This window comes from Pseudonocardia sp. DxW (assembly GCF_058448985.1).
Map to the genome: position 1 here is coordinate 1 of NZ_JBZFLK010000019.1, position 24,427 is coordinate 24,427.

The following is a 24,427-nucleotide window of genomic DNA, read 5'->3' on the forward strand; positions in this document are numbered from 1 at the left end:
GCCGGGCCGGGGGGGGACGACCGGGCCTGACCGGTGTGAACAGGGACGTTGCCGCGCGGTGCGGCGGGATGCGGGGACGCACCCGCCGCACCGCGGGCGTGAACGGGAAGGAGGCGGGGTGACCCAGCGCGACTGGATCGAGAAGGATTACTACCGCGAGCTGGGCGTCTCCTCGACGGCGTCCCAGGACGAGATCAAGAAGGCGTACCGCAAGCTCGCCCGCGAGCTGCACCCGGACGCGAACCCGGGCGACGAGAAGGCCGAGGCCCGCTTCAAGGCGGTGTCCGAGGCCTACGGCGTGCTCGGTGACGAGGCCAAGCGCAAGGAGTACGACGAGACCCGCGCCATGTTCGCCGGTGGCGGCGGCTTCGGCGGCTTCGGCACCGGCGGCGGTTTCCCCGGCGGCGCCGGCGGCCGTCCCGGCGCGGGCGGCGGCCCGGGCGGCTTCGACATCAACGACCTGTTCGGTCAGGGCGCGGGTGGCGGCGCTGGCGGATCCGGCGACTTCAGCGACATCCTCGGCGACATCTTCGGCCGCGCGGCCCGCAACAACAGCGGTGGCGGCGGTGGCGGTTTCGGCCCGACCGGCGCCCGCCGCGGGCAGGACGTCGAGAGCAGCCTGACGATCTCGTTCGACGACGCGGTGCGCGGCGCCACCGTCCCGATCACGCTGTCCTCGCCCGGGCGCTGTGAGCGGTGCGGCGGCACCGGGTCCCGGCCCGGGAGCGCCCCGCGGACCTGCCCCACCTGTGCCGGTGCCGGGCTGGTCAGCCGCAGCCAGGGCGCGTTCTCGTTCTCCGAGCCGTGCCGCGACTGCCGCGGGACCGGCCGGATCATCGACGACCCCTGCCCCGAGTGCCACGGCGACGGCGTCTCGACCCGCACCCGGTCGCTGAGCGTCCGGGTGCCGGCCGGTGTGGACAACGGGCAGAAGGTCCGGCTCGCCGGTCAGGGCGAGCCCGGCCGCGGCGGGGCACCCGCCGGGGACCTGTACGTCACCATCTCCGTCACGCCGCACCGGCTGTTCGGCCGCTCGAAGAAGAACCCGGACGACCTCACCCTCACCGTCCCGGTGACCTTCCCCGAGCTCGCGCTGGGTGCCACGCTGACGGTGCCCACCCTCGACGGCACCGTCTCGCTGAAGATCCCGGCCGGGACCGCCAGCGGGCGCACGTTCCGGGTCGCCGGTCGCGGGGTGGAGCGCAAGAACGGCAAGAAGGGCAACCTGCTGGTCACCGTCGAGGTCGCGGTGCCGCAGAAGCTGGACGAGTCGGCGACCGCGGCGCTGCAGGCCTACGCCGAGGCGACGAAGTCGTACGACCCACGGGCCGATCTGCTCGGTAACGCCAGGAGGTGAGTGCGGTGGCCGGATCCGGACGACCCCCGGGTGGCTCCCGGCGGCCGGACGACCCGGACGAGGAGGCGGTGGGCGTCGCCCACGACAGCCCGGTCTTCGTCATCTCGGTGGCGGCCCAGCTGTCCGGGCTGCACGCCCAGACGCTGCGCAGCTACGACCGGCTCGGGCTGGTCAGCCCGGGCCGGGCGGCCGGCGGCGGGCGCCGGTACTCCCAGCGCGACATCGCCCTGCTCCGCGAGGTGCAGCGGCTCTCCCAGGACGAGGGCGTCAACCTCGCCGGGGTGAAGCGGATCATCGAGCTGGAGCAGCTGGTCGACGAGCTGCGGGCCCGGCTGGAGGAGACGACCGCCGAGCTGGACGCCGTCCGGGCCGCGGCCGCGCACGCCACCGCCGCGGTGCACCGCTCCTACCGTCGCGACCTGGTCCCGGTGGACCGGCGGCAGGCCGTCGTCCGCTGGCGGCCGGCCCCACCGGACTGAGCGCGCCGGGCCGGGCACGCCGGGTCAGGCGGCGGCCAGCGCGCCCCGGCGCGCCAGCAGGCCGAGCACCAGCGCCCCCGCCAGCGGGACCGCCGCCAGCACCAGGAACGGCAGCGCGGGCGGGAACGCCGGATCGAGCAGCGCCCCGACGGTGGTCGACCCGATGAGCACCATCAGCCCGCCGAACGAGGCGAGCACCCCGAAGTGCGCCCCCAGCCGCCGCTCCCCGGCGAGCCGGGGCACCAGGTCCTGCGCGACCGGCACCGCGAACATCTCGCCGAAAGTCAGCAGCAGCACCATCGTGACGGCCGGTGCGAGCACCCACCATCCCGGCAGGTCGGGCAGCAGCCGGGCGACCGCGACCACCAGGAACGACGCGGTCATCAGGCAGAAGCCGAGGACCACCGCCCGGCCGGCGCCGAGCCGGCGCGACCAGCCCGTCACCCGCAGCTGCAGCGTGATGACCAGCACCGACATCATCACGAACAGGAAGCCGAGCGCCGCGGTCCGGTCGACCCGCTCCAGCTCGGCGGGCAGCGCCAGGTAGAGCTGGTTGTAGGTGAGCAGCCAGCCCGAGTAGCCGGCGGCGAAGACCATGAACCGGCGGTTGCCGAGCACCTCGCCCCAGCCCGCGAGGATCGGGGAACCGGCCCGCTCCGCGGTCCGCCACGGCAGCCAGCGCCAGTGCGCGAGCCCGACCAGGACGAACCCGAACGCCGCGACCAGGCAGGCGGTGCGGAAGTCGACCAGCAGCAGTGCGGTACCGACCAGCGGCCCGGTGACCGTCCCGACCTGGCCCGCGACGGCGAACATCCCGAACACCTCGGTCCGTGGCGGCCCCTCCCCGGCCCGCTCGCGCTCGCCCGCCTCGCGCGCCAGCGACGACTCCACCGCGGGGGAGAACAGCGCCGCGGCGAATCCGGTCAGCAGCGCCCCGCCGATCACCGCGGGCAGCGTTCCGGCGGCGCCGAGGAGGATGAAACCGATCACACGCAGCACGCAGCCGACGAGCACGACGGGCTTCGCGCCGAACCGGTCGGTGAGCGCGCCGCCGACGACGAACAGCCCCTGCTGGCTGAACGTGCGCAGGCCCAGCACCAGCCCGACCGCCGCCGCGGCCAGCCCGAGATCCTCCGCCAGGTGCGTCGCCAGGTACGGCAGGACCATGTAGAAGCCGACGTTGAAAGCCAACTGAGTGGAGATCAGCAGCTTCATGACGGGCGGGAGCGCGCCGAACCGGGCCCAGCGGCCGGCGCGCGGCGGCGCCGGCGGGCGCGGGTCCGACTCGGGATCCGCCGGACGGCGGAGCAGGCTGCGGAGCACGGACAAGTGGTATCAGGTCGGCTCTTGCAGCAGCGACTCGATGGCAGTAGGTAGATATGCGCATGCCAGCACTTGCTTGACCATCTGCTCACCCTTTCCGAGGATCTTCCGGGCGCCGGGTGACACCTGATCCGTGGCGCCGGAGAGGACCCATCGCATGCCCGCCGTTCCGGTCGCCGTCGCACGACGCCGTCGTTCCCCACTCCGTGTCGCCGCGGCACTCGCCGCGAGTGCCGCGATACTCACCGCCTGTGGTGGCCCGGGCGGCGGAACGGGTGAGATCGTCCCGGACGGCGAGCTGACGCTCGCGATGGCGTTCGGCCCGGGGGCCGGTTACGCGGTGGACACCGACGACGCGTTCGTCCTGTCCCAGCTGGGTGTGACGGAGTCGCTGGTCGCCTCCGGCGCGGACGGCGAGGCGCGCCCCGCGCTGGCGACCGGCTGGGAGCAGCAGGCCGACGATCCCCGGACCTGGCGCTTCGAGCTGCGTCCGGACGTCACCTTCCAGAACGGCGAGCCGCTCACCGGCGAGGCCGTCGCCACCGCGCTCAACTGGACCGCGGGCGTCGAGGCGCCGCCGCGCGCGCTGCGCGGCATCGGCCTGGCGGCGGCCGCGGACGGGGCCGACGCCGTCCGGATCACCACCACCGCGCCGGACCCCATCCTGCCGTTGCGCCTGAGCAGCGCGAACGCCGCGATCCTCGCGCCGTCGGCGTTCGGTGCGACACCGCCGGCGGTGCAGGGCACCGGCACCGGCCCGATGACGATCACCCAGCTGAACGGCACCCAGTCGGTCACCCTGGAGCGCAACGACACCTACTGGGGCGAGCGGCCGCAGCTCGCCGCGATCACCGCGAACTTCGTGCCCGACCCGTCGGCCCGCGCGCTCGCGCTGCGCGCCGGGGACGCCGACATCGCCCAGGAGCTGCCAGAGGCGGCGGCCCTGGAGTTCACCGGCGACGAGTACACCAACGAGACCGTCGCCGCCCCGCGGACGGCGTCGCTGCTGCTCAACCAGTCGCGGGCGCCGTTCGACGACATCCGGGTCCGGCAGGCCGTCACCGCCGCCGTCGACCGGACGGCGCTCGGCGAGCAGGCGCTCGCCGGGTCCGCGGTGCCCGCCTCGGAGCTGTTCGGCCCGGCCGTCAGCTGGGGATCGCAGGACCCGCCGCCGCCCGCCGACCCGGCCCGCGCCCGGCAGCTGCTCGCCGAGGCCGGATTCGGCCCGGACAACCCGCTGCGGGTGGAGCTGGGCACCTACAGCACCCGCGCCGAGCTGCCGACCCTGGCGACCGCGGTGCAGGAGATGCTGCGGGCGGCCGGGATCGAGGCGAACATCCAGGTCGGCGACTACGACGCCCGGGAGTCGGCGCTGCTCGGCGGCGACTACGACATGTACCTGCTCTCGCGCAGCTACCTGATCGACGTCCCGGACGCCGGCGCCACCCTGACCTCGGACTACAGCTGCGACGGCTCGTACAACATCAACCGGTACTGCTCGCCGGAGTTCGACGCGCTCATCGCGCCGCTCGCGACCGAGACCGACCCGCAGGCCCGGCAGGAGATCTTCGCCCGGGCCGCGGAGCAGCTGAACACCGACGCGGTCGGCGTGCCGCTGGTGCACACCCGCGCCAACGGCGTCGGGAACCGGGTCGCCGGCTACACCGTCGACCCGCTGGCGAAGACCCTGGTCGTGCCGGGGCTGGCCAGGACCGGATGACCCGGGCGTGACCGCCCTGCTGGTCCGGCGGCTGCTGGCGCTGCCGCTCGTGTTCGTCGCGGCGGCGGTGCTGGTGTTCCTGCTGCCCCGGTTCTCCGGCCAGGACACCGCGCTGGCCGTGCTGCGCAGCCGCACCGGGGAGGCCGAGCCGGATCCGGTCGTGCTGGCGGCGCTGCGCGAGCAGTACGGCCTCGACGGGAGCTGGCTCGACCAGCTCCTCGCCTGGTCCGGTGCACTGCTCACCGGCGACCTCGGCATCTCCTACGTGACCCGGACCCCGGTGTCCGGCCTGCTGTGGCCCGCGCTGGGGGTCTCGCTCGTGCTGACCGTCGCGGCGATCGTCGTCGCCGGCCTGGTCGGGATCCCGGCCGGGGTGCGCGCCGCCCGGCGCCCCGGCGGCCGGCTCGACCGCGCGCTCACCACCGGATCGGTGCTGGGCGTCGCGGTGCCCGAGTTCGTGCTGGGGACGGTGCTGGTGCTGACGTTCGCGGTGACCCTCCCGCTGCTCCCGGCGACCGGCTGGGGCACGCCCGCGCAGGCCGTGCTGCCGGTGCTCACCCTCGCCGCGTTCCCGGCCGCGCTGGCCGCCCAGCTGGTGCGCGCCGAGACGGTCGACGCGCTCGCCCGGCCGCACGTGACCGTCGCCCGCTCGAAGGGACTGTCCGACCGGATCGTGCTCTGGCGGCACGGCGGCCGGCTCGCGCTGACCTCGGTCGCCTCGATGTCCGGGCTGTTCCTGGGCGGGCTGCTCGGCGGCTCGGTCGTCGTGGAGGTGCTGTTCGCCGTCCCCGGGCTCGGGAGGCTGCTCTACGACGCGGTCCTGGGTCAGGACCTCCCGGTCGTCCAGGCCGGGCTGCTCGCGGTCGTCATGGTCGCGGCGCTCGCCGGGATCCTCGCCGAGCTGCTCGCCCTGTCGCTCGATCCGGTGGCCCGGAGCGCGGTCCGATGAGCCCGGTCCGATGAGCGCGGTCCGATGAGCGCGGAGGCGATGGCCGGACGCGGGTACGTGACGGAGGGATGGGGCGATCGGGTGCGGCGGCCACTGCAGATCGGCGCGGTCGTGCTGCTCGGCGCGCTGGTGCTGCTCGCCCTGCTGCCGCTCGACCCGACCGCCAACGACCTGGGCGCCCGGTTCGCGGGCCCCTCGCCGGAGCATCCACTCGGCACCGACCAGCTCGGCCGGGACATGCTCGCCCGGCTGGCGGTCGGCGCCCGGATCTCGGTCGGCTTCACGCTCGTCGCGCTCGCGCTGTGCGCGCTGATCGGCACCCTGCTCGGCGTGCTCGCCGGGTGGGCGGGCCGGGCCGCCGGGCAGCTGTTCCAGCGCACGATCGACGTCCTGGTGGCCGTCCCCGCGGTGCTCATCGGGTTGGTGGTGGTGGCCGCGTCGGGCGGGGCGCCGGGCCTGTGGACGCTGCTGATCGCGATCGTCGTCGCCGGATGGACGCCGTTCGCCCGGCTCACCTACCAGCTCGTCGTGCGCGAACGGAACCGCGAGTACGTCGAGGGTGCGGTGGCGATCGGGGCCGGCCCGGCCCGGATCGCGTTCCGGCACGTGCTGCCCAACCTGACCCGGCCGCTGCTGTCGCACCTGTGCCTGCGGTTCGCGAACATCCTGCTGACGGTCGCCGGGCTGTCGTTCCTCGGCCTCGGCCCGCAGCCGCCGACCCCGGAGTGGGGCGCGATGCTCGCCGAGGGCAGGCAGTTCCTGTTCAACGCGCCGCAGCTGGTGCTGCTGCCCGCGGCCGCCGTGGTGGGCACGGCGTTGCTGGTGACGGCGCTGGGCCGGGCCCTGGAGCGCCGCTGGACCGGTCCGTCCGGCCAGTACTGAGAACGGATCGTTCCTGCCAGACTGGTGCGACAGCACCTGAACGGCACGAACGGAGGCCCACCGTGGCGCAGACCGGTACCGACGGGAGGCGTCGGGGCGAGTCCCGGCCCGAGCTGAAGGACCTGGTGGACGGCACCGGCGTCGTGCCCCGTGCGGCCGCCCTCGCCGGTGCCCGCGCGGTGCTCGAGGCGGACGGCGTGGTGCGGGTACCGGGCGCCGGGCAGGACCCGGAGGCCCTGGTCGTCGCGGCGGCCACGGTGCTCGGCGGTCGGCTGCGGGAGTTGTTCGGGATCCGGCCGCAGGGCGGCACCGACTCGCCCGTGCTCGGCCTGCACAACGACGGTGCGTACCTCGAGGGCGACGTGCACGGCCGCACCGTGCGGCTGCGCGACCCGGACGAGGACGTCCTGCTGATGCACTGCTCGTCCCCGGCGCCGGCCGGTGGCGACTCGGTGCTGGTCGACGGGTACGCCCTGGTCGACCGGCTGGCCACCGACCATCCCGGCCTGCACCGCTTCCTGACCGGTCACGACGTCGACTTCTTCGGCAGCCGGGTGAACCCGCCGCGGGGTGTCCCGGCCGTCCCGCTGCTGCGCCGGATGGTCGAGCACACCCGCGGCGGCCGGCGTGCCGTGCGGGCCAGCGACTACGCGCTCCCGGTTCCGCGGGAGCCGGAGTGGGACGCGCACCTGGCGCGGATCGAGGAGTACGCCGATCTGCTGGCGACCGCGTTCGAGGCCGCCCCGCGGTTCCGGCTGGAGGCCGGTGACCTGCTGATCCTGGACAACTACCGGTTCCTGCACGGCCGGGACGCCTTCACCGGCTCGCGCTCCCTGCACGTGCTGTCGGTCCGGACGACCGAGGCGTTCTAGCGCTCCGGGCCGGCGGCCCCGGCTCAGTCCATCGTGAACGGGTCGTAGGTGATCCGGTCCAGCGGCGTCCCGGCGACCAGCATCCGGGAGACGGTGGACCGGATCATCGCCGGCGAGCCGCAGACCAGCACGTCGTGGTCGCTCCACGCGCCGAACCGGGTCACGACGTCGGCCAGGGTGCCGGTCTCGGCCCCCGACGGCTCGTCCTCGTGCTCGACGACCGGGATGACGTCCAGCCACGGGAAGTTGTAGGACAGCTTGCGCAGCGCGGTGAAGTCGTAGAGGTCCTCCCAGGTGCGCCCGCCGACGAAGACCTGGGTGCGCGGCGGTCGCGGCCGCTGCCGCACCTCGTCGAGCAGCGCCTTCATCGGGGCGATCCCGGTGCCCCCGGCGACCATCAGCAGCTCGCGCTCGCTGTTGTACGGGACGGCCATCCGGCCCATCGGCGGGCCGATCCGCCAGGTCTCGCCGACCCGGCTGTGCGCGACGATGGCCCGGCTGACCCAGCCGTTCTCCACCGCGCGCACGTGGAACTCGATCGTCCCGTCCTGGCGCGGCGAGTTCGCGGGCGAGAGGTAGCGCCACAGCCGCGGCCGGTGCGGCGTCTCGACCGACAGGTACTGCCCGGCCTGGTAGGGCACCGGCTGGTCGGTGGCGACGGTGACGACGGCCAGGTCCCAGCCGATCCGGCGGTGGTCGACGACCCGGCCCAGCCAGGACGCCGGCCCGCGCTCGGCCGCGGCGGCCTGCTGCATGGCGTCGGCGACGATCCCGTAGGCGCCGGTCCAGGCCTTCTCGATCTCCGGCGTCCAGTTCTCGCCGGCGAAGGTGGCGATCGCGGACAGCAGCGCCTCACCGACCGCGTCGTAGTGCTGGGAGAGCACGCCGAACTTGCGGTGGTCGCGGCCGAGCTGCTGCAGGAACGGCACCAGGTCGTCCGGCTGGTCCACCATCTGGACGACGTGCACGAGGGCGCGCAGCAGCCGGCTGCGCTGCACCTCCATGTTCACCGGGAACAGGTCGCGGGTCTCCGGCGCTCGGCCGAACAGGGTCGCGTAGAAATGCTTGCCGAGCTCCTCGGCCTGCGGCTCGACGAGGGCGAAGCTGGTCCGGATGAGCTCGACTGTCCGGTCCGCCTCCGAGGCGGGGCGTCGCTGCGGGGCGACGTCGCCGGCGATCAGCTGGTCAGCAGTCATGCCTGGCGGACACTCTCCTCGGTCGTGCTCCGTGCCGCGGTGACACCGGACATCGATGTCCGCGTACCGCCGGTTAGGGTACGCGAGCGCCTCCGTCCGGCGGAACGTCGCGCCGCATTTAGCTCACTGTGAGGCAGTGGGCAAGTACACACGGTCACGAATCATCCGTTCGGGGACGGTGGTCACTCGTCATGGCGTGGGTGGCGCCGTGGTCAGGATAGCGCCCGTGTGCCGGAATGCCGACGTGGCGTGGCGCCCGGATGCCCCGGCGACCGTTTGGTCCTGGGCCTGCCGGATGGCACGGTGGTAACCGTGCCGCTGCGAACGCCCGCCCCGGTGCTCCCCGGTCGTGATCGTCCCGTGACGGTCCCGGAGCACCCCACGAACGACGTGGAGACCGCCGAACACGCTGTTCACCGGCCGGGCTCCAGCGGTGAGCACGCCCTCCAGGGCGAGCTCGGCAGCGTCGCGCGGGCCGACCGGTTCTACGACGACCAGCTCCGCGACCGGCTGCTCCCCCGGATGATCGAGTTCGTCGGGCGGATGGAGATGGCCTTCGTCGCGACCGCCGACGCGCACGGCGAGTGCGACAGCTCGCTGCGCGCCGGACCGCCCGGATTCGTCCGGGTGCTCGACGACCACACCCTCGCCTATCCCGAGTACCGCGGTAACGGTGTGTATGCGAGCCTCGGCAACCTCGTCGAGAACCCGCACATCGGCCTGCTCATGGTCGACTTCACCGACTCGCTGATCGGCCTGCACGTGAACGGCCGGGCCCGGGTGATGGACGACGACGCCTTCCGCGCGACCTTCCCGGGGCAGGCCCGCGACCGGGCCGCCGGCCGCCGCGCCGAACGCTGGGTGGTGGTCGAGGTCGAGGAGGCCTACATCCACTGCCGCAAGCACATCCCGCGGATGGAGCGGGTCACCCGGCGGCGGGAGTGGGGCACCGACGACCCGGGCCGCAAGGGTGGCGACTTCTTCGGCGCCAAGGGGACCCCGCAGCGGGCGCCGCGCCCGCCCCGGCGCCGGTTCCCCAGCACCACGCACCTCGGTGCGGGATCGGCCCGCGCACTGCGTGGGCGGCCGCACTCCCGCTGACCCGGTGCGGTGCGGTGCCGTCCGGGGTGGTGCGGTGCCGTCCGGGGTGGTGCGGTGCCGTCCGGAGCGGTGCGGCGTCGCACCCCGGCTCGGCTCCCGCACCCCTTCCCTCCCGCGTCGCACCCCTTCTCCGTTCCCGCGCCTGGTGGAGAGGGTGCCGGATCGTGGTGGAGGTGCAAGGGCTGGTGGGACGCCCGGCGCCGTCCCCGCCGCCGGGCCGAACCTCCGCCGTCGCCCGGGTCCGGTGCCCACGCCCCGGGTCCCTCGCGCAGCGCCCGGCCGCGCTCATCCCGCACTGCTGGCCCGAGCCCTGCGTGGGTGCCGCCGACCTGGGTCGCGCCCGGCCCGGGGCGAACGCCGTCCGCGTCGCGCCCGGTCGGCGTCGCACCCCGCGTGCTTCGTCACCCCGCGTGCTTCGTCATCCCGCGTGCTTCGTCGCACCCCGCGTGCAGCGTCGCACCGCCGGCTCGGCCTGGCACCGGCTCCGACCGGTGCGGCGAGGCGCCCGCGGTGCGACACCGCGTTGGTCCGCCGGGGCTCGGTGTGGTCGGTCCGTGTCGCACCCGCTGTCGGTCCCCGCACCGCGTGGAGCCGGTGCGACGCCGCGGGAGAGGTGCGAGGCGGAATCCGGAGGGTGCGGCCCGTGCCAGGGGTGCCACGGGTGCGACGGGAGAACGTCGGGTGGACGCCGGGCCGGGAGTGCGACGCCGCGCGGGGGTGCGATCCCGAATGGGTGCGAAGCCGTGCGCGGGGTGCGACGCCCACCGTGGGTACGCGAACGTGATCGCCGCATCACCCGGCCCCGAAAAACCTTGCCCTGAGTGGAACAGACTCAACTTTCCTGCCGTTGAAGGTGTCGAGAGGCGCATCCCCCGGCAGACTGTGACGCAGGCGGGCCGGGTGCCGCTCCCCACGACCACGAACCCCACGCGAAGGACCGGGAGGACCGCGGAGCATGGACTCTTTCAACCCCACCACCCGTACCCAGCAGGCCATCTCCGCAGCCGTCCAGGCCGCGACGCTGGCCGGCAACCCCGATGTCGGGCCGACCCATCTGCTCGGTGCGCTGCTGGCCCAGGGCGACGGCATCGCCGCCCCGCTGCTGGCCGCCGTCGGGGCCGACGCGGACGCCGTCCGCGCCGAGCTGACCGCGCTCGGGAACCGGCTGCCGTCGGCGTCCGGCTCCTCGGTGAGCGCGCCGCAGCTGTCCCGCGACGCGCTGGCCGCGATCACCGCCGCCCAGCAGCTCGCGACCGAGATGGGCGACGAGTACGTCTCCACCGAGCACCTGCTCGTCGGGCTCGCCCGGTCCGGCGGCCCGGTGGCCCAGCTGCTGCAGCGGCACGGCGCCACGCCGGACGCCCTGCGCGACGCGTTCGCCCAGGTCCGCGGCTCGGCCCGGGTGAGCAGCCCGGACCCGGAGAGCAGCTACCAGGCGCTGGAGAAGTACGGCCAGGACCTGACCGCCCGGGCCCGCGAGGGCGAGCTCGACCCGGTCATCGGCCGGGACACCGAGATCCGCCGGGTCGTGCAGGTGCTCTCCCGGCGCACCAAGAACAACCCGGTGCTGATCGGTGAGCCGGGCGTCGGCAAGACCGCGATCGTCGAGGGACTGGCCCAGCGGATCGTCGCCGGGGACGTGCCCGAGTCGCTGCGCAACAAGCGGGTCATCACGCTCGACCTCGGGTCGATGGTGGCCGGCGCGAAGTACCGCGGCGAGTTCGAGGAGCGGCTCAAGGCCGTCCTCAAGGAGATCACCGACTCGGCCGGCGAGATCATCACCTTCATCGACGAGCTGCACACCATCGTCGGCGCCGGCGCGTCCGGTGAGGGCGCGATGGACGCCGGGAACATGATCAAGCCGATGCTCGCCCGCGGCGAGCTGCGGATGGTCGGCGCCACCACGCTCGACGAGTACCGCCAGCACATCGAGAAGGACCCGGCCCTGGAGCGCCGCTTCCAGCAGGTGCTGATCGGCGAGCCGAGCGTCGAGGACACGGTCGGCATCCTGCGCGGCCTGAAGGAGCGCTACGAGGTGCACCACGGCGTCCGGATCACCGACGCCGCGCTGGTCGCCGCCGCCACCCTCTCCGACCGCTACATCACCGCCCGGTTCCTCCCGGACAAGGCGATCGACCTGGTCGACGAGGCCGCCTCCCGGCTCCGGATGGAGATCGACTCGCGCCCGGTGGAGATCGACACCGTGGAACGCGCGGTGCGCAGGCTGGAGATCGAGGAGATGGCGCTGACCCAGGAGTCCGACGCCGCCTCCAAGGACCGGCTCGTCGCACTCCGCGCCGAGCTCGCAGAGAAGCGCGAGGAGCTCTCCGCGCTCACCGCGCGCTGGCAGAACGAGAAGGGCGCCATCGAGTCGACCCGCGAGCTCAAGGAGCAGCTCGAGCAGCTGCGTGGCGAGTCCGAGCGGGCCGAGCGCGACGGCGACCTGGGCCGGGCCGCCGAGCTGCGCTACGGGCGGATCCCGGCGCTGGAGAAGGAGCTGGCCGAGAAGACCGCGGTCATCGACACCCACGAGGACGTGATGCTCAAGGAGGAGGTCGGCCCGGACGACGTCGCCGACGTCGTCAGCTCCTGGACCGGCGTCCCGGCCGGCCGGATGCTGGAGGGCGAGACCGCCAAGCTGCTCCGGATGGAGGACGAGCTGGGCCGCCGGGTGATCGGGCAGGCCGAGGCCGTCCGGGTCGTCTCCGACGCCGTCCGCCGGGCCCGCGCCGGCATCTCCGACGAGAACCGGCCGACCGGGTCGTTCCTGTTCCTCGGACCGACCGGCGTCGGCAAGACCGAGCTGGCCAAGGCGCTCGCCGAGTTCCTGTTCGACGACGAGCGGGCGATGGTCCGGATCGACATGAGCGAGTACTCCGAGAAGCACAGCGTCGCCCGGCTGGTGGGCGCCCCGCCCGGCTACGTCGGCTACGACCAGGGCGGCCAGCTCACCGAGGCGGTCCGGCGGCGGCCGTACACCGTGGTGCTGCTGGACGAGGTGGAGAAGGCCCACCCGGACGTCTTCGACACGCTCCTGCAGGTGCTCGACGACGGCCGGCTCACCGACGGCCAGGGCCGCACCGTGGACTTCCGCAACACCATCCTGGTGCTGACCTCCAACCTCGGCAGCCAGGCGATCGCCGACCAGGCGCTCGACGAGGAGGCCAGGGAGGACGCCGTCATGGCCGTCGTCCGGACGCACTTCAAGCCCGAGTTCCTGAACCGGCTCGACGACGTCGTGGTCTTCCACGCGCTGTCCACCGACGAGCTCACCCACATCGTCGACATCCAGGTCGGCGTGCTCGGGCGCAGGCTCGCCAAGCGCAGGCTGATCCTCGACGTCACCGACGCCGCACGCGAGTGGCTGGCGCTCAACGGGTTCGACCCGGTCTACGGGGCGCGCCCGCTGCGCAGGCTGGTGCAGTCCTCGATCGGGGACCAGCTGGCCCGCGAGCTGCTCGCCGGGACGATCCGGGAGGGCGACACGGTCCGGGTCGATCTCGATCCGGCGGCGTCCGGCGGGACCGGCGGCCTGGTCGTCGGGCGGGCGCTCGCCGGCTCGGATCCGGTCGCGATCGCGAACTGATCCGCGGACTCGGCCGTGCGCCGGGACGATGACCGGCATCGTCCCGGCGCATGGAGCGTCCACATCCCTCCGCCGTCCCACCGGCGGGAACCTGGCTCGACGAGTACCGCGAGCGCGTCGAGGAGATCCGGGCCCGGGCCGAGAGCGCCCGGGCCCGGATCGCGACGGTCACGGCGACCGCACGGACCCGTGACGGTGCGGTCGTCCTCACCGTGGACCAGTCCGGTCACCTGACCGGACTGGTCCTCGGCGTCCGGGCCGAGGAGATGCCCCGGGCCCGGCTCGCCGAGACGGTGCTGCGACTCGCCGCCGAGGCCGCCGCCGACGTGGCCGGGCAGGTCGAGAAGATCATGGAACCGCTGATCTCCGGGCCCGGGCGGTGACCGCCCCGGGGGCCGGGTTCCGGGTCGATCCGGAGTCCCTCGGCGCGCAGGCCGCGCGGCTCCGCGATCTCGCGGCCGGGGTGACGGCGCTGCGGCCCTCGCTCACCGAGCTGGACACCGACGCCTACGGCGCGATCGGCAGCTTCTTCGCCGCCGACGCGACCGCGGCGATGCGCGCCGGGGCCCAGGCACTGGACGACCTGGGCAGCGCGCTGCGCGAGCTGTCCGCGGCCGCCCGGGAGGCCGCGGCCGGCTACCGCGAGACCGACCTGTGGGCCGCCCTGGAGCTTGCCGGGATCGACGTGGCGGAACCGCGATGAGCGAGCTCTCGCTGGACGGGGCCGGGTTGCTCTCGTCGCTGCACGACGTCGGCACCGCCATCCGGGAGCAGGACGCCGGCGGTGTCGCGGTCACCGGGGTGGTGGCCGGTCTCGACACGCTGGCCTACGTCGCGGACCCGATCGGCGAGCTGGGCAGGGCCGGGGTCGGGTGGGCGATGGAGCACCTCGAGATCCTGCGGGTCCCGCTCGACCAGCTGTGCGGCGACCCGGTGCAGATCACCGCCCGGGCCGAGGACTGGCAGCGGATCTCCGCCGATCTCGGAACCGCGGCCGCGTCGCTGGACGGGGTGCGCGGCACCGCGGCCGGCTGGGAGGGCGCGGCCGGGGCCGGGTTCGGCCGGACGCTGACCGAGCACCAGGAGGCGCTGCGGACGATGTCCACGGCCGCCCGGGACGTGGCGGAGCTGGTGCTCGGCTCCGCGTCGATGGTCGGCACCGAGCGGGCGATCGTCCGCGACCTGATCGCCGACCTCGTGGTCCGGCTGATCACCTGGTTGGTCATGGCGGGGCCGGCGGCGCTCGCCACCGCGGGGACGGCGCTGCCGCTCGCGATCGGCGCGGTCGTCGGGCAGGTCGCCGATACCGGCCTGACGATCAGCCGCAGGCTCGGGCAGCTCGACGGGATGCTCAAGCAGTCCGGTGCGGCGATGGAACGCCTGGAGGACACCATGCGCACCGGCCTGCTCCCCGAGGCGCTGCGCGGGCCGCGGGCGGCCGAGGCCGTCGGGCTCGTCCAGGACGCCGGACTGGAGTACGGCAAGCAGGAGGCCGCGGCCCGGGCGACCGGCTCCGGATGGGACGACGGGGGGAACGGCCCGGCGTCCGGATGAGCCATCGGCACCCGGAAGGTGCACGTCCGGGCCGTGGCGCTACCACCTCGGCACCCGGATCGGGACTACGCTCCGCGGCATGTCGGTCTGGTTCGTCATCGCAGTCGTCGCGGTCGTCGTCGGCGTCGGGCTGCTGCTCTTCGACCGGTTCCGTGGCGGCGCCACGCGCGACCGGAAGCGGTGGGCGTCGATGCGCGAGTGGGAGTACCTGGACTCCGATCCGGTGCTGCCCAGCCGTTGGCGCTACGGGACCATCCACCAGGGCGGGCCGGGTGTCGCCCGCAACCTGGTGTCCGGCGACGTCCCCACCCCGGACGGTCCGCGCCGGGCCCACGCGTTCGACCACGAGCAGGCCGGGCGGATCAGCTCGGTGCTGTGCGCGGTCCAGGTCCAGGACTCGCTGCCCGCCGCGGTCGAGCTGCGGCTGCCGTCCGCACCGCTCCCCGACGACGCCGGCCTGGACCTGCTCGAGCCGGTCGGCGAGCGGTACGCCTTCGTGAGCGACGCCGAGGCGGTCCGCCCGCTGCTCACCCCGCGACTGGCCGACGCCAGCGACGCGGTCGGCGAGGACGTCGAGCTGCTCTGGGCGGAGGACGCCTGGGTGCTCGCCGCGGCGCCGGTCGGCATCTCCGCGGACCGCATGCAGGACCTGCTCGCCGATCTCGCCGAGGTGGCGACGGCGCTCGAGGAGGGCATGCACGCCAAGCGTCCCGCGATCGAGTCCTGATCAGGGCGTATATACGTAGCGTAGATCAACGCATACGCGAAGTGACCACCCGAATGCGCTAGCCCGATCGGGTCTCGATACCCTTTTCGGGTGGCTCTGGCACTCATCACCGGCGGTGGCTCCGGGATCGGCGCGGTACTGGCCGACCGGCTGGCCTCCCGCGCACACGATCTGATCCTCGTCGGCCGGGATCCGGACCGGCTGCACGTCACCGCGCGGGCGCTCGCCGCCCGCTACGGCGTCCGGGCCGACGTCCTGGTCGCGGATCTCGCGACCCGGCACGGGCTGTTCCGGCTGGAGGCGCTGCTCGGCGGCCCCGGCGCGCCCGCGCTCGACGTCCTGGTGCACGACCTGCTGCACGGTGCGGTCCCGGCGGACACCGGCAGCGCCGACCCCGGGACGCCCGAGGCCCGGCAGGCCCGGATCGACCTGGGCATCACGGCGACGATGCGGCTGACCCACGCCGCGCTGCCCGGCATGCTGCGCCGCGGCGCCGGCACGGTGATCGCGGTCGGCGCCTCGCCCGCGCCGGACGAGGACCCGGCCACCGCCTGGGCGCTGGCCTTCACCGGCGGCCTGGCCGCGACGCTGGAGGGCACCGGGGTGCGGGCGGTGACCGTGCGCACCGAGCGGGCCGCCGAGTCCGCCCTGGACGTCGACCGCCCGATCGGGCTCCCGGAGTCGTCGCGTCCGGCGGCGGCGCTGCTGGAGCTCCCCCGCCGTGTGATGGACGCCGGGCTGCGGGCGGCGCGCCGGGGTGCCCAGATCGTCTCCGACGCCACCCGGGAGCCGCTGATGCCGGTCGCCGGTGGGCCGGCCGCTCCGGCGGGCCGGGATGCCCGGGCGGGCGCGCCGGCCGGGGAGGGCCCGGCGGTTCCGGAGCTGCCCGCGGCGCCGCCCGCCGGTCCGCGTCGCCCCGTCGTCGCACCCGGTTGCGACCGGGCGCCCGCCGGGCAGCAGCCGCTGCGCACCCCGTCCCGGCTGCCGGACCTGCCGGCCCGGCCCGGCGCGGGCCGGGTCGTCGGAGCGGTCGTCGGAGCGGCCGCCGGGTGCGGGCGGTCCGAGCACTTCGTCGGCGGCGCCCTGCGCACCCCCGAGCAGCGTGCCCGGGCGGCCGCGGCGGCCCGGGACCGGGCGCGGCGGCGGACCGCGTCGGCGCACACCACGGCCACCGTCACCGGCGGCTGAACCGGTTCCGGATCGGGGGTGGCAGGGTTCCCCGGCGGGCCGGGATGATCGCCGGATGACGACGACGGGGACCCCGCCGCTGCCGAAGGCGGAGCTGCACCTGCACATCGAGGGGACGCTCGAGCCGGAGACGGTGTTCGAGCTCGCCGACCGCAACGACGTCGCACTGCCCTACCGCGACGTCGAGGACCTCCGGGCCCGCTACGAATTCACCGACCTGCAGTCGTTCCTCGACGTGTACTACGCCAACATGGCGGTGCTGCGCACCCGCGCGGACTTCGCCGAGCTGGCGTCGGCGTACCTGCGGCGCTGCCCCGGCGAGGGGATCCGGCACGTCGAGATGTTCTTCGACCCGCAGGCGCACACCGCCAGGGGGATCCCGATCGGGGACGTCATCGGCGGGCTGACCGACGCCGTCGACGAGCACGCCGGCAGCGTGTCGGCCGGGCTGATCCTGTGCTTCCTGCGGGACCGGCCGGCGTCCGAGGCGGCGGACACGCTGCGCGCCGCCGAGCCGCACCTGGACCGGATCGTCGGCGTCGGCCTGGACTCGGCCGAGGTCGGGCACCCGCCGTCGAAGTTCACCGAGGTGTTCGCCCGGGCCCGCGACCTCGGTCTCAAGCCGGTGGCGCACGCCGGCGAGGAGGGCCCGGCCGGCTACGTCCGGGAGGCGCTCGACGAGCTCGGCGTGCTGCGGGTGGACCACGGCATCCGGGCCATCGAGGACGACGAGCTGGTCGCGCGGCTGCGCCGGGACGGCACCCCGCTGACCGTCTGCCCGCTGTCGAACGTGCGCCTCGGCTGCGTCCCCGGGATCGGGCTGCACCCGCTGCCGGAGATGCTCGACGCCGGGCTGAAGGTGTCGGTGCACTCCGACGACCCGGCGTACTTCGGCGGGTACGCCGACCGGAACTACGCCGCCGCCCGGGACGGCCTGGGCCTGTCCGACGACCAGCTGCGGACCCTGGCCGCGAACTCGATGGAGGCGTCGTTCGTGAACGCCGCGACCCGGGGCGCGCTGCTCGCGGAGGTCGCCGCCTGGCGGCCCTGACCGGCGCCGGTCAGGCGGTGGCGGCCAGCCGCACCGGGCGCAGCGGCTCCAGCGGCCGCCCGGCACCGGTCCGGCCGCGCTGCGCGCGGAACGGCGAGAGCCGGAACCGCCGCGTCCGCAGCTGGTACTCGGCGGTGTTGGCCGGCCACATGACGACGTTGACGCCGTCGTCGTTCTGGTAGTAGCTGGAGCAGCCGCCGGTCTCGTAGACGGTGCGGGCGGAGCGCCTGCGGATGCGCTCGGTCCAGCGCCGCTCGATCTCCGGCCGGACGTCGATCGACCGGATTCCCTCGTCGGCCATCCGGCAGACCGCGTCGGCGACGTAGCGGGCCTGCGCCTCGGAGAACAGCAGCGTCGAGCTGGCCCCGCTGGTCGCGTTCGGACCCTGCATGAGGAACAGGTTCGGAAAGTCCGGGCAGGTCATCCCCAGGTACGCCCGGGGGTTGCCGTCCCAGTGGTCGTGCAGCGAGCGGCCCTGCGCGTCGTGCAGCCGGTGCGCGATCGGCGCGGTGGCGCCGACCTGGAAGCCGGTGGTCAGGACGATCGCGTCCACTTCGGCGGAACTGCCGTCACCGGAGACGACGGTGCGGCCGTCGACCCGGACCAGCCCGCCGGTGTGCAGGCTGGAGTTCGGCGCGCTCATCGCCGGCAGGTAGGTGTTCGAGACGAGCGGGCGCTTGCAGGCGTAGTCGAAGTCCGGGGTGAGCCGGGCGCGCAGCTCCGGATCCGGGACCTGTGCGGCCAGGTGCCGCCTGCCGACCCGGGTCAGCGCGTCGCGCAGGGTCCGGGACCGCCGGGTCGCCGCGAGCAGCTCCGCGCCCGCGTAGATCAGGTCGAACTGCATCTTGGTCAGGGTGGGGCTGGCGGCCAGCGCGCGACGGGTCCACCGGCCGACCGGGTTCTCCGGCTTCGGCATGATCCACGCCGGGGAGCGCTGGAACACGTGCAGCTCGGCGACCTGCGGCTGCAGCTCGGGGACCAGCTGGATGGCGGTGGCGCCGGTACCCACCACGGCGACCCGCCGGCCGGTGAGATCGGCCGAGTGGTCCCAGCGGGCGGAGTGGAACACCGGGCCGTCGAAATCGGGGAGGCCGGGCACGTCGGGCAGCTTCGGGTCGGCGACCAGGCCGGCCGCGCTGACCAGGACGTCGGCGGTGTACCGGCCGAGCGGGGTGTCGATCAGCCAGTGGCCCTCGGCGTCGTCCCACTGTGCGGAGTGCACGTCGGCGCCGAACCGGACGTGCTGGGACAGCCCGGTGGAGCGGGCCAGCCGGCGCGCGTAGTCCTGCACCTCGTGACCGGGCGCGTACAGGTCCGACCAGTCCGGGTTGGTCATCGCGCGGAGCTGGTAGAGCGGCGAGGGGGTGTCGACGCCGACGCCCGGGTAGGTGTTGTCCCGCCACACCCCGCCGACGTCGTCGGCCCGCTCCAGCAGCACGAAGTCGTGCACGCCCCGGCGGAGCAGCGCCAGCCCGACCGCCAGCCCGGTGAAACCGGCGCCGACGACGGCGACCCGCGAGTGCCGCGGCGAGGGCCCGGTCGGGAGTGCGCCGGCGTCCGGGGAGGACGGATCGGCCGGTCGCTGGAGCGGCGGCGCCTCGGACGTCATGCCCCCGACGGTAAAGGCTGCATAACGGTCGGGCACGCGAGAGCGGTCCGTCTCACGGCGTTACGCCGCGTCATTGTCGCCGGGGTCACACCAACCGGTCGGTAACCAGGTCGCACCGCGTGCGTGCCGGGACGACGGACTAGGGTTGCCCGGTGCCCTCCGTCATGATCACGGGTGCGTCGTCGGGTATCGGGGCCGCCTTCGCCGACCGCCTCGCCGCGGACGGCCGGGACCTCGTCCTCGTGGCCCGCGACGCCGACCGGCTCCAGGCCGCCGCGAACCGGTACCGCGACCTCGGCGTCGCGGTCGAGGTGCTGGCCGCCGACCTGGCCGACGCCGAACAGCGGCTGCGGGTGGTCCGCAGGCTCGCCGACCCGGACGTCGCCCCCGTCGACCTGCTCGTCAACAACGCCGGTCTCGCGCTCGGTGCGCCGTTCCTGGAGAACGAGCCCGCCGAGCTGACCCGCCAGCTCCAGGTCAACGTGGCGAGCGTGCTGGAGCTGACCCGCGCGGTGCTGCCCGGCATGGTCGACCGCGGCGCGGGCGCCGTGGTCAACGTCGCGAGCGTCGCCGGGTTCCTCGCCGGTCGCGGATCGACCTACCCGGCGGACAAGGCGTGGGTCATCTCCTTCACCGAGGGGGTCGCGGCCTCGCTGCAGGGCACCGGGGTGCGCGCGATGGCGCTGTGCCCCGGCTACGTTCGCACGGAGTTCCACGAGCGGGCCGGGATCGACGTCGGCGCCCGGCGCGGACCGCTCTGGCTGGAGGCCTCGCAGGTCGTGGACGAGGCCCTCGCGGACCTGGACAGGGGACGGGTGGTGTCGGTGCCCTCGAGGCAGTACAAGGCGATCGTCGGGCTGGTCGGGGTGCTCCCCCGCGGCGTGCTGCGGCGGATCACGGCGACCTTCGACCGGGACCGCACATGAGCGCGCACGGCGACCGGGCCCGGCTGGCGGCGCTGGTCCGGGAGATCGCCGTCGTGCACGAGAAGGTGACGCTGTCGTCCGGGGCGGAGGCCGACTACTACGTCGACCTGCGCCGGGTCACGCTGCACCACGAGGCGTCCCCGCTGATCGGCAGGCTGTTGCGGGAACTGACCGCGGACTGGGCGTACCGGTCGGTCGGCGGGCTGACCCTCGGCGCCGACCCGGTGGCGACGGCGGTGCTGCACGCCGCCGCGCAGGAGCCCGGCGCCGAGCCGGTGGACGCGTTCGTCGTGCGCAAGGAGACCAAGCGGCACGGCATGCAGCGGCTCATCGAGGGCCCGGACATCGTCGGGCGCCCGGTGCTGGTCGTCGAGGACACCTCCACCACCGGCGGGTCCGTGCTGACCGCGGTCCGGTCGGTGCGCGAGGCCGGCGCGGACATCGTCGGGGTGTGCACCGTGGTCGACCGGGACACCGGGGCGCGGCAGGCCGTCGAGGCCGAGGGAGTGCCGTACCGGGCGCTGCTGGGGCTGGCGGACCTGCAGCTGGGGTGAGCCCGACCGAGCCCGGGCCGAGCGAGTGGTCGGTGCCGGGGCAGGTCGGCGTCGGCCCCTGGGAGGGGCCCCGGCCGGACGGCGACCGGTGGGACCCGGAGCTGCTGGAGCAGGGCGACCGGCGCAACGTCGTCGACGCGTACCGGTACTGGCGGCGCGAGGCCGTCGCCGAGGACCTGGCCGCCCGGGCCCATCCGTTCCACGTCGCGATCGAGAACCTCGGCCACGACCACAACATCGGCACCGTCGTGCGCACGGCCAACGCGTTCGGCGCCGGCGGGGTGCACATCGTCGGACGACGGCGCTGGAACCGGCGCGGCGCGATGGTCACCGACCGCTACCTGTCGGTGCACCACCATCCCGACGCCGCCGGCCTGGTCGGCTTCGCCCGGGCCCGCGGGCTCGCACTGGTCGCGGTGGACAACCTGCCCGGCGCGGCCCGGCTGGAGGAGACCGAGCTGCCCCGCGACTGCGTGCTGCTGTTCGGGGCCGAGGGGCCCGGGCTGTCGCCGGAGATCCGGGACGCCGCCGATCTCGCCGTCTCCATCGCCCAGTTCGGCTCGACCCGGTCGATCAACGCCGGGGTCGCCGCGGGGATCGTCATGCACGCCTGGGTGCGGCGGCACGCCGACCTGTCCCGCGCCTGGTGAGCGACCGCGGCCGCCTCGTGGTCGCTCGGTGGTCGCCTCGCGCGCCTGGTCGCCCCGCACCCCTGGTGGGCGCCTCGCACCCCTGGCGGGTCGTCGCACCCTGTGGAGACGGCGCGGGATCGATGTCGGGGTGCGAGCCGGCGTGGTCGGTGGGTGGTCGCACTCCCGGCGGGGCAGTCGCACCCGATCGTGGGACGTCGCACCCCGGGTGGGTTCCCGCACCGTGTGCAGGGGGTGCGCGGCAGGGGTGGGGGTGCGCGTCCGGTACCGGGTGAGCCGGCCCATGTCGCCGACGCGGGCGACCGGCATGCCGGGAGCTGTGATCCCCCCGCCCCGCGCACCCGCGACCCGATGCCGACGACCGGACGCCTGGCAACCCGATCCCGGCGCCTCGCGACCCGGACCCGGACCCGGCCCCGGCCCTGGCTCCGGCCCGGTGGCGGAGCGGTCGCCGCACCCGGTGCGACGCGTCGCACCTGTCCCAGCGGGTGCGAGGCCACGCTGGGAGTGCGAGGCCAAGGGGTGCGATTCGGGTGGCGGCCGGTTCAGGCCTGCGGGGGCCGCGGGGGCCGCGGAGGCATCGACGGCCGGGGCGTCCCCGGCCGGTACGGCTGCCCTCCGGAGGTGTGCGGCGGCACCGGAGGAGCCGCGGCGTCCGGCCCCGGGGCCCCGGCGCCCGGGCGGCGCACGGCCGGCATCCGGGTGGTCACGGCCGCCGGATCGACGTCGGTGCCGGCAGCAGCGACGGTGGCCGCCCCGGTGACCCCCGCGCCGCGCCGCGCCGACGCCCTGGCCCGCAGCACCTCGAACACGATCGGCACGACGGAGATCAGCACGATCGCCACCAGGATCAGGTCGATCCGCTCCCGCACGACCGTGAACTGCCCGAGGAAGTACCCGAGCACCGTCACCCCGGCGGCCCAGGCGACGCCGCCGACCAGCGAGTAGGTGAGATAGCGCCGCGCGTCCATCCGGGCGACCCCGGCGCTGATCGTGATGAACGTCCGCACGATCGGCACGAACCGCCCGAGCACGATCGCCCGGTTGCCGAACCGCTCGAAGAACTCGTGCGTCCTCGTCACGTGCTTCGGGTTGAACAGCCGCGAGCGCGGACGGTCGAAGACGGCCGGGCCGGCGCGCAGGCCGATGCCGTAGCCGACCGCGTTCCCGGCCACCGCCGCGGCGACGAGCACCACGCAGACCAGCCACAGCGGGACGCCGATCGCGCCCTGGGCGACGAACAGCCCGGCGGTGAACAGCAGCGAGTCGCCGGGCAGGAAGAAGCCGAGCAGCAGGCCGCACTCGGCGAACACGATCGCGGCGAGCCCGGCCAGAGCCCACGGGCCGAGGGACTCGATGATCACCGCCGGGTCGAGCCACGAGGGGCCGAGTGCCAGCGTCTGGGTCGTGGCGAAAACCGTCACGTCACGCAACGCTACCGGCGGGCCGGTGCCGCCCGTACGGCGCCGTCACCAGCCGGAGGACGAACCGGACACCCGGTCGGGAACCGGATCGCGGGCTCAGCCGAGTGCGGGCAGCGCCCCCGGCAGCAGCACCGACACCAGTGCGATCCCGCCGCCCAGCAGCGCACCCACCAGGAGTGCGATCAGTGCGGCCCACAGGATCTGGACGGTGACCGCCCGGCTGTCCGACGACGGCGGCGGCGGCGCGACCGGGACGGCCGCCGGCCTGCGCTGCTGCGGCGGCGCCGGGCGGGGCGCGGCGGGCGGCGGCATCCGTCCCGGCGGGCGGGCCGGCACCGGCGGCGGGCCGGCCGGCCGGGGCGGCGGCGGCATCGGACGCCCGCGGGCCTGCGCGTGCAGCGCCTCGCCGACCCGGCGCTCGGCCTCGTCGCGGTACGGGTCGTGCGCCGTGTTCGGACCGGTCATCGCGGCTCCTCCGGACGGCGCGGCACGGGTGCGCCGGCGCGCTCCTCCATGATGCGGGCGACCGCGTCCAGCGCACGGCTGGCGGTCGACTTCACCGTGCCCCGGCTCATCCCGGCGGCCTCGGCGATCTCGGACTCGGTCAGCCCGCCGTAGTAGCGCAGCACGAGCACCTCGCGCTGCCGCGGCGGGAGCAGGCCCAGCGCGTCGACCACCGACTGGTGCTCGGCGGAGAGCATCGCCAGCGACTCCGCCGAGCGGGCGTTCGCCGAGTGCGGCGGGACGTACTCGCGCGCGGTGCGCCGCCGGCGCAGCACCGACCGGGAGCCGTTCACCACTGCGGCGCGCAGGTAGGCCACCGCGGCCGTCTCGTCGCGCAGTCCGGTCCAGTGCCGGTGCAGGCCGGTGAACGCCTCCTGCACCACGTCCTCCGCGGTGGCCGGAATGTCGACCAGCAGCATCGCCAGCCGCATCAGCCGCAGCCGGTGGTCGCGGTAGAGATCGGCGAGGGTGAGCGGCTTCTCCTCGGCAGGCGCCTGCGGCTGCCCGCCCGAACCGCCGGGACCGTCCGGAGCGGTCGCGAACGGACCGCCGCCCTCGGGCGCCGGTCTGCTGTCGATGGCGCGCAACCGGCCCAGCGTCCGGTCGACGGCGTTCTCGGCCCGCTCCTCCTCCACACTCAACAGCCTAGCGACCACGTCCGACGCCTTTCGCGGGCTTGTCCCTCCGGGCATCCGGAGGGGTGACCAGACCCATCCGGCGGATGACTGCCCCCGCGGGGCGGGTACGTGATACTGACCCGGAGAGCACGCGCTGC

Annotated in this window: 23 protein-coding genes; 17 read left to right on the plus strand and 6 right to left on the minus strand. The window is 74.9% G+C overall.

Annotation, left to right across the window (positions count from 1 at the left end; translation table 11 throughout):
* The first annotated feature begins 118 nt into the window (after nt 1-118).
* Complete coding sequence (dnaJ, locus tag ACVJO7_RS25335) at nt 119-1,357, plus strand: molecular chaperone DnaJ (RefSeq protein ID WP_491674963.1); 1,239 nt, start codon at nt 119-121, stop codon at nt 1,355-1,357.
* Nucleotides 1,358-1,362: 5 nt separating this feature from the next.
* Nucleotides 1,363-1,836 (plus strand): heat shock protein transcriptional repressor HspR, encoded by a 474-nt coding sequence (locus ACVJO7_RS25340; RefSeq protein ID WP_425563644.1) that lies wholly within the window; start codon nt 1,363-1,365, stop codon nt 1,834-1,836.
* A gap of 24 nt (nt 1,837-1,860) precedes the next feature.
* On the opposite strand, the gene ACVJO7_RS25345 is transcribed toward ACVJO7_RS25340, so the two are convergent.
* Nucleotides 1,861-3,159 (minus strand): MDR family MFS transporter, encoded by a 1,299-nt coding sequence (locus ACVJO7_RS25345; RefSeq protein ID WP_491674964.1) that lies wholly within the window; start codon nt 3,157-3,159, stop codon nt 1,861-1,863.
* 157 nt (nt 3,160-3,316) lie between these two features.
* On the opposite strand from ACVJO7_RS25345, the gene ACVJO7_RS25350 reads away from it, so the two are divergent.
* The 4 genes from ACVJO7_RS25350 to ACVJO7_RS25365 all read left to right on the plus strand — a co-directional run bounded on the left by ACVJO7_RS25350 (nt 3,317) and on the right by ACVJO7_RS25365 (nt 7,582).
* Nucleotides 3,317-4,879, plus strand: coding sequence for an ABC transporter substrate-binding protein (locus ACVJO7_RS25350; RefSeq protein ID WP_491674965.1), 1,563 nt, complete (start codon nt 3,317-3,319; stop codon nt 4,877-4,879).
* Between the two features lie 7 nt (nt 4,880-4,886).
* Nucleotides 4,887-5,828, plus strand: a complete 942-nt coding sequence (locus ACVJO7_RS25355) for an ABC transporter permease (protein ID WP_491674966.1) — start codon at nt 4,887-4,889, stop codon at nt 5,826-5,828.
* A gap of 24 nt (nt 5,829-5,852) precedes the next feature.
* A complete protein-coding gene (locus ACVJO7_RS25360; protein WP_344025156.1) occupies nt 5,853-6,710 on the plus strand; it encodes an ABC transporter permease in 858 nt (285 codons plus the stop codon).
* A gap of 62 nt (nt 6,711-6,772) precedes the next feature.
* Nucleotides 6,773-7,582, plus strand: coding sequence for a TauD/TfdA family dioxygenase (locus ACVJO7_RS25365; protein WP_491674967.1), 810 nt, complete (start codon nt 6,773-6,775; stop codon nt 7,580-7,582).
* 23 nt (nt 7,583-7,605) lie between these two features.
* On the opposite strand, the gene ACVJO7_RS25370 is transcribed toward ACVJO7_RS25365, so the two are convergent.
* A complete protein-coding gene (locus ACVJO7_RS25370) occupies nt 7,606-8,778 on the minus strand; it encodes a globin domain-containing protein (protein ID WP_344025160.1) in 1,173 nt (390 codons plus the stop codon).
* A 360-nt stretch (nt 8,779-9,138) separates the two neighbouring features.
* On the opposite strand from ACVJO7_RS25370, the gene ACVJO7_RS25375 reads away from it, so the two are divergent.
* From ACVJO7_RS25375 to ACVJO7_RS25410, 8 genes are all read left to right on the plus strand, one after another.
* On the plus strand, nt 9,139-9,879 hold the full coding sequence (locus tag ACVJO7_RS25375; protein ID WP_344025161.1) for a pyridoxamine 5'-phosphate oxidase family protein: 741 nt from the start codon (nt 9,139-9,141) through the stop codon (nt 9,877-9,879).
* 955 nt (nt 9,880-10,834) lie between these two features.
* Nucleotides 10,835-13,465 carry an ATP-dependent chaperone ClpB gene (clpB, locus tag ACVJO7_RS25380; protein ID WP_491674968.1) on the plus strand — a complete coding sequence of 877 codons (2,631 nt, stop codon included), beginning with the start codon at nt 10,835-10,837 and terminating at the stop codon, nt 13,463-13,465.
* A 50-nt stretch (nt 13,466-13,515) separates the two neighbouring features.
* Nucleotides 13,516-13,848 (plus strand): YbaB/EbfC family nucleoid-associated protein, encoded by a 333-nt coding sequence (locus ACVJO7_RS25385; protein ID WP_344025165.1) that lies wholly within the window; start codon nt 13,516-13,518, stop codon nt 13,846-13,848.
* Nucleotides 13,845-14,168 (plus strand): type VII secretion target, encoded by a 324-nt coding sequence (locus tag ACVJO7_RS25390; protein WP_491674969.1) that lies wholly within the window; start codon nt 13,845-13,847, stop codon nt 14,166-14,168. Before ACVJO7_RS25385 ends, ACVJO7_RS25390 begins: the two co-directional genes overlap by 4 nt.
* Nucleotides 14,165-15,019 carry a WXG100-like domain-containing protein gene (locus tag ACVJO7_RS25395; RefSeq protein WP_491674970.1) on the plus strand — a complete coding sequence of 285 codons (855 nt, stop codon included), beginning with the start codon at nt 14,165-14,167 and terminating at the stop codon, nt 15,017-15,019. Before ACVJO7_RS25390 ends, ACVJO7_RS25395 begins: the two co-directional genes overlap by 4 nt.
* Before the next feature lie 79 nt (nt 15,020-15,098).
* The gene (locus tag ACVJO7_RS25400) at nt 15,099-15,746 is read left to right on the plus strand and encodes a type III secretion system chaperone family protein (protein ID WP_344025171.1); all 648 of its coding nucleotides are present in this window, start codon (nt 15,099-15,101) and stop codon (nt 15,744-15,746) included.
* Nucleotides 15,747-15,836: 90 nt separating this feature from the next.
* Complete coding sequence (locus tag ACVJO7_RS25405; RefSeq protein WP_491674971.1) at nt 15,837-16,934, plus strand: SDR family NAD(P)-dependent oxidoreductase; 1,098 nt, start codon at nt 15,837-15,839, stop codon at nt 16,932-16,934.
* A gap of 55 nt (nt 16,935-16,989) precedes the next feature.
* Nucleotides 16,990-17,985, plus strand: a complete 996-nt coding sequence (locus ACVJO7_RS25410) for an adenosine deaminase (RefSeq protein ID WP_491674972.1) — start codon at nt 16,990-16,992, stop codon at nt 17,983-17,985.
* Nucleotides 17,986-17,995: 10 nt separating this feature from the next.
* Here the strand turns inward: ACVJO7_RS25410 and ACVJO7_RS25415 are convergent, their stop codons facing one another.
* On the minus strand, nt 17,996-19,594 hold the full coding sequence (locus tag ACVJO7_RS25415; RefSeq protein WP_344025177.1) for a flavin-containing monooxygenase: 1,599 nt from the start codon (nt 19,592-19,594) through the stop codon (nt 17,996-17,998).
* A gap of 152 nt (nt 19,595-19,746) precedes the next feature.
* On the opposite strand from ACVJO7_RS25415, the gene ACVJO7_RS25420 reads away from it, so the two are divergent.
* From ACVJO7_RS25420 to ACVJO7_RS25430, 3 genes are read left to right on the plus strand one after another with little or no spacing between them, the layout of a single operon-like run.
* Complete coding sequence (locus ACVJO7_RS25420) at nt 19,747-20,520, plus strand: SDR family NAD(P)-dependent oxidoreductase (RefSeq protein WP_344025179.1); 774 nt, start codon at nt 19,747-19,749, stop codon at nt 20,518-20,520.
* A complete protein-coding gene (gene pyrE, locus ACVJO7_RS25425; RefSeq protein WP_344025182.1) occupies nt 20,517-21,074 on the plus strand; it encodes an orotate phosphoribosyltransferase in 558 nt (185 codons plus the stop codon). The genes ACVJO7_RS25420 and pyrE overlap by 4 nt, the downstream gene beginning before the upstream one ends.
* A complete protein-coding gene (locus ACVJO7_RS25430) occupies nt 21,071-21,724 on the plus strand; it encodes a TrmH family RNA methyltransferase (protein ID WP_358486836.1) in 654 nt (217 codons plus the stop codon). The genes pyrE and ACVJO7_RS25430 overlap by 4 nt, the downstream gene beginning before the upstream one ends.
* A gap of 545 nt (nt 21,725-22,269) precedes the next feature.
* Here ACVJO7_RS25430 and ACVJO7_RS25435 read toward each other — a convergent pair.
* The 3 genes from ACVJO7_RS25435 to ACVJO7_RS25445 form a co-directional block, all read right to left on the minus strand.
* A complete protein-coding gene (locus tag ACVJO7_RS25435; RefSeq protein ID WP_491674973.1) occupies nt 22,270-23,148 on the minus strand; it encodes a DedA family protein in 879 nt (292 codons plus the stop codon).
* Nucleotides 23,149-23,244: 96 nt separating this feature from the next.
* Complete coding sequence (locus ACVJO7_RS25440; protein WP_491674974.1) at nt 23,245-23,613, minus strand: hypothetical protein; 369 nt, start codon at nt 23,611-23,613, stop codon at nt 23,245-23,247.
* Nucleotides 23,610-24,287 carry an RNA polymerase sigma factor gene (locus ACVJO7_RS25445; RefSeq protein ID WP_344021735.1) on the minus strand — a complete coding sequence of 226 codons (678 nt, stop codon included), beginning with the start codon at nt 24,285-24,287 and terminating at the stop codon, nt 23,610-23,612. Before ACVJO7_RS25445 ends, ACVJO7_RS25440 begins: the two co-directional genes overlap by 4 nt.
* Nucleotides 24,288-24,427: the final 140 nt, after the last annotated feature.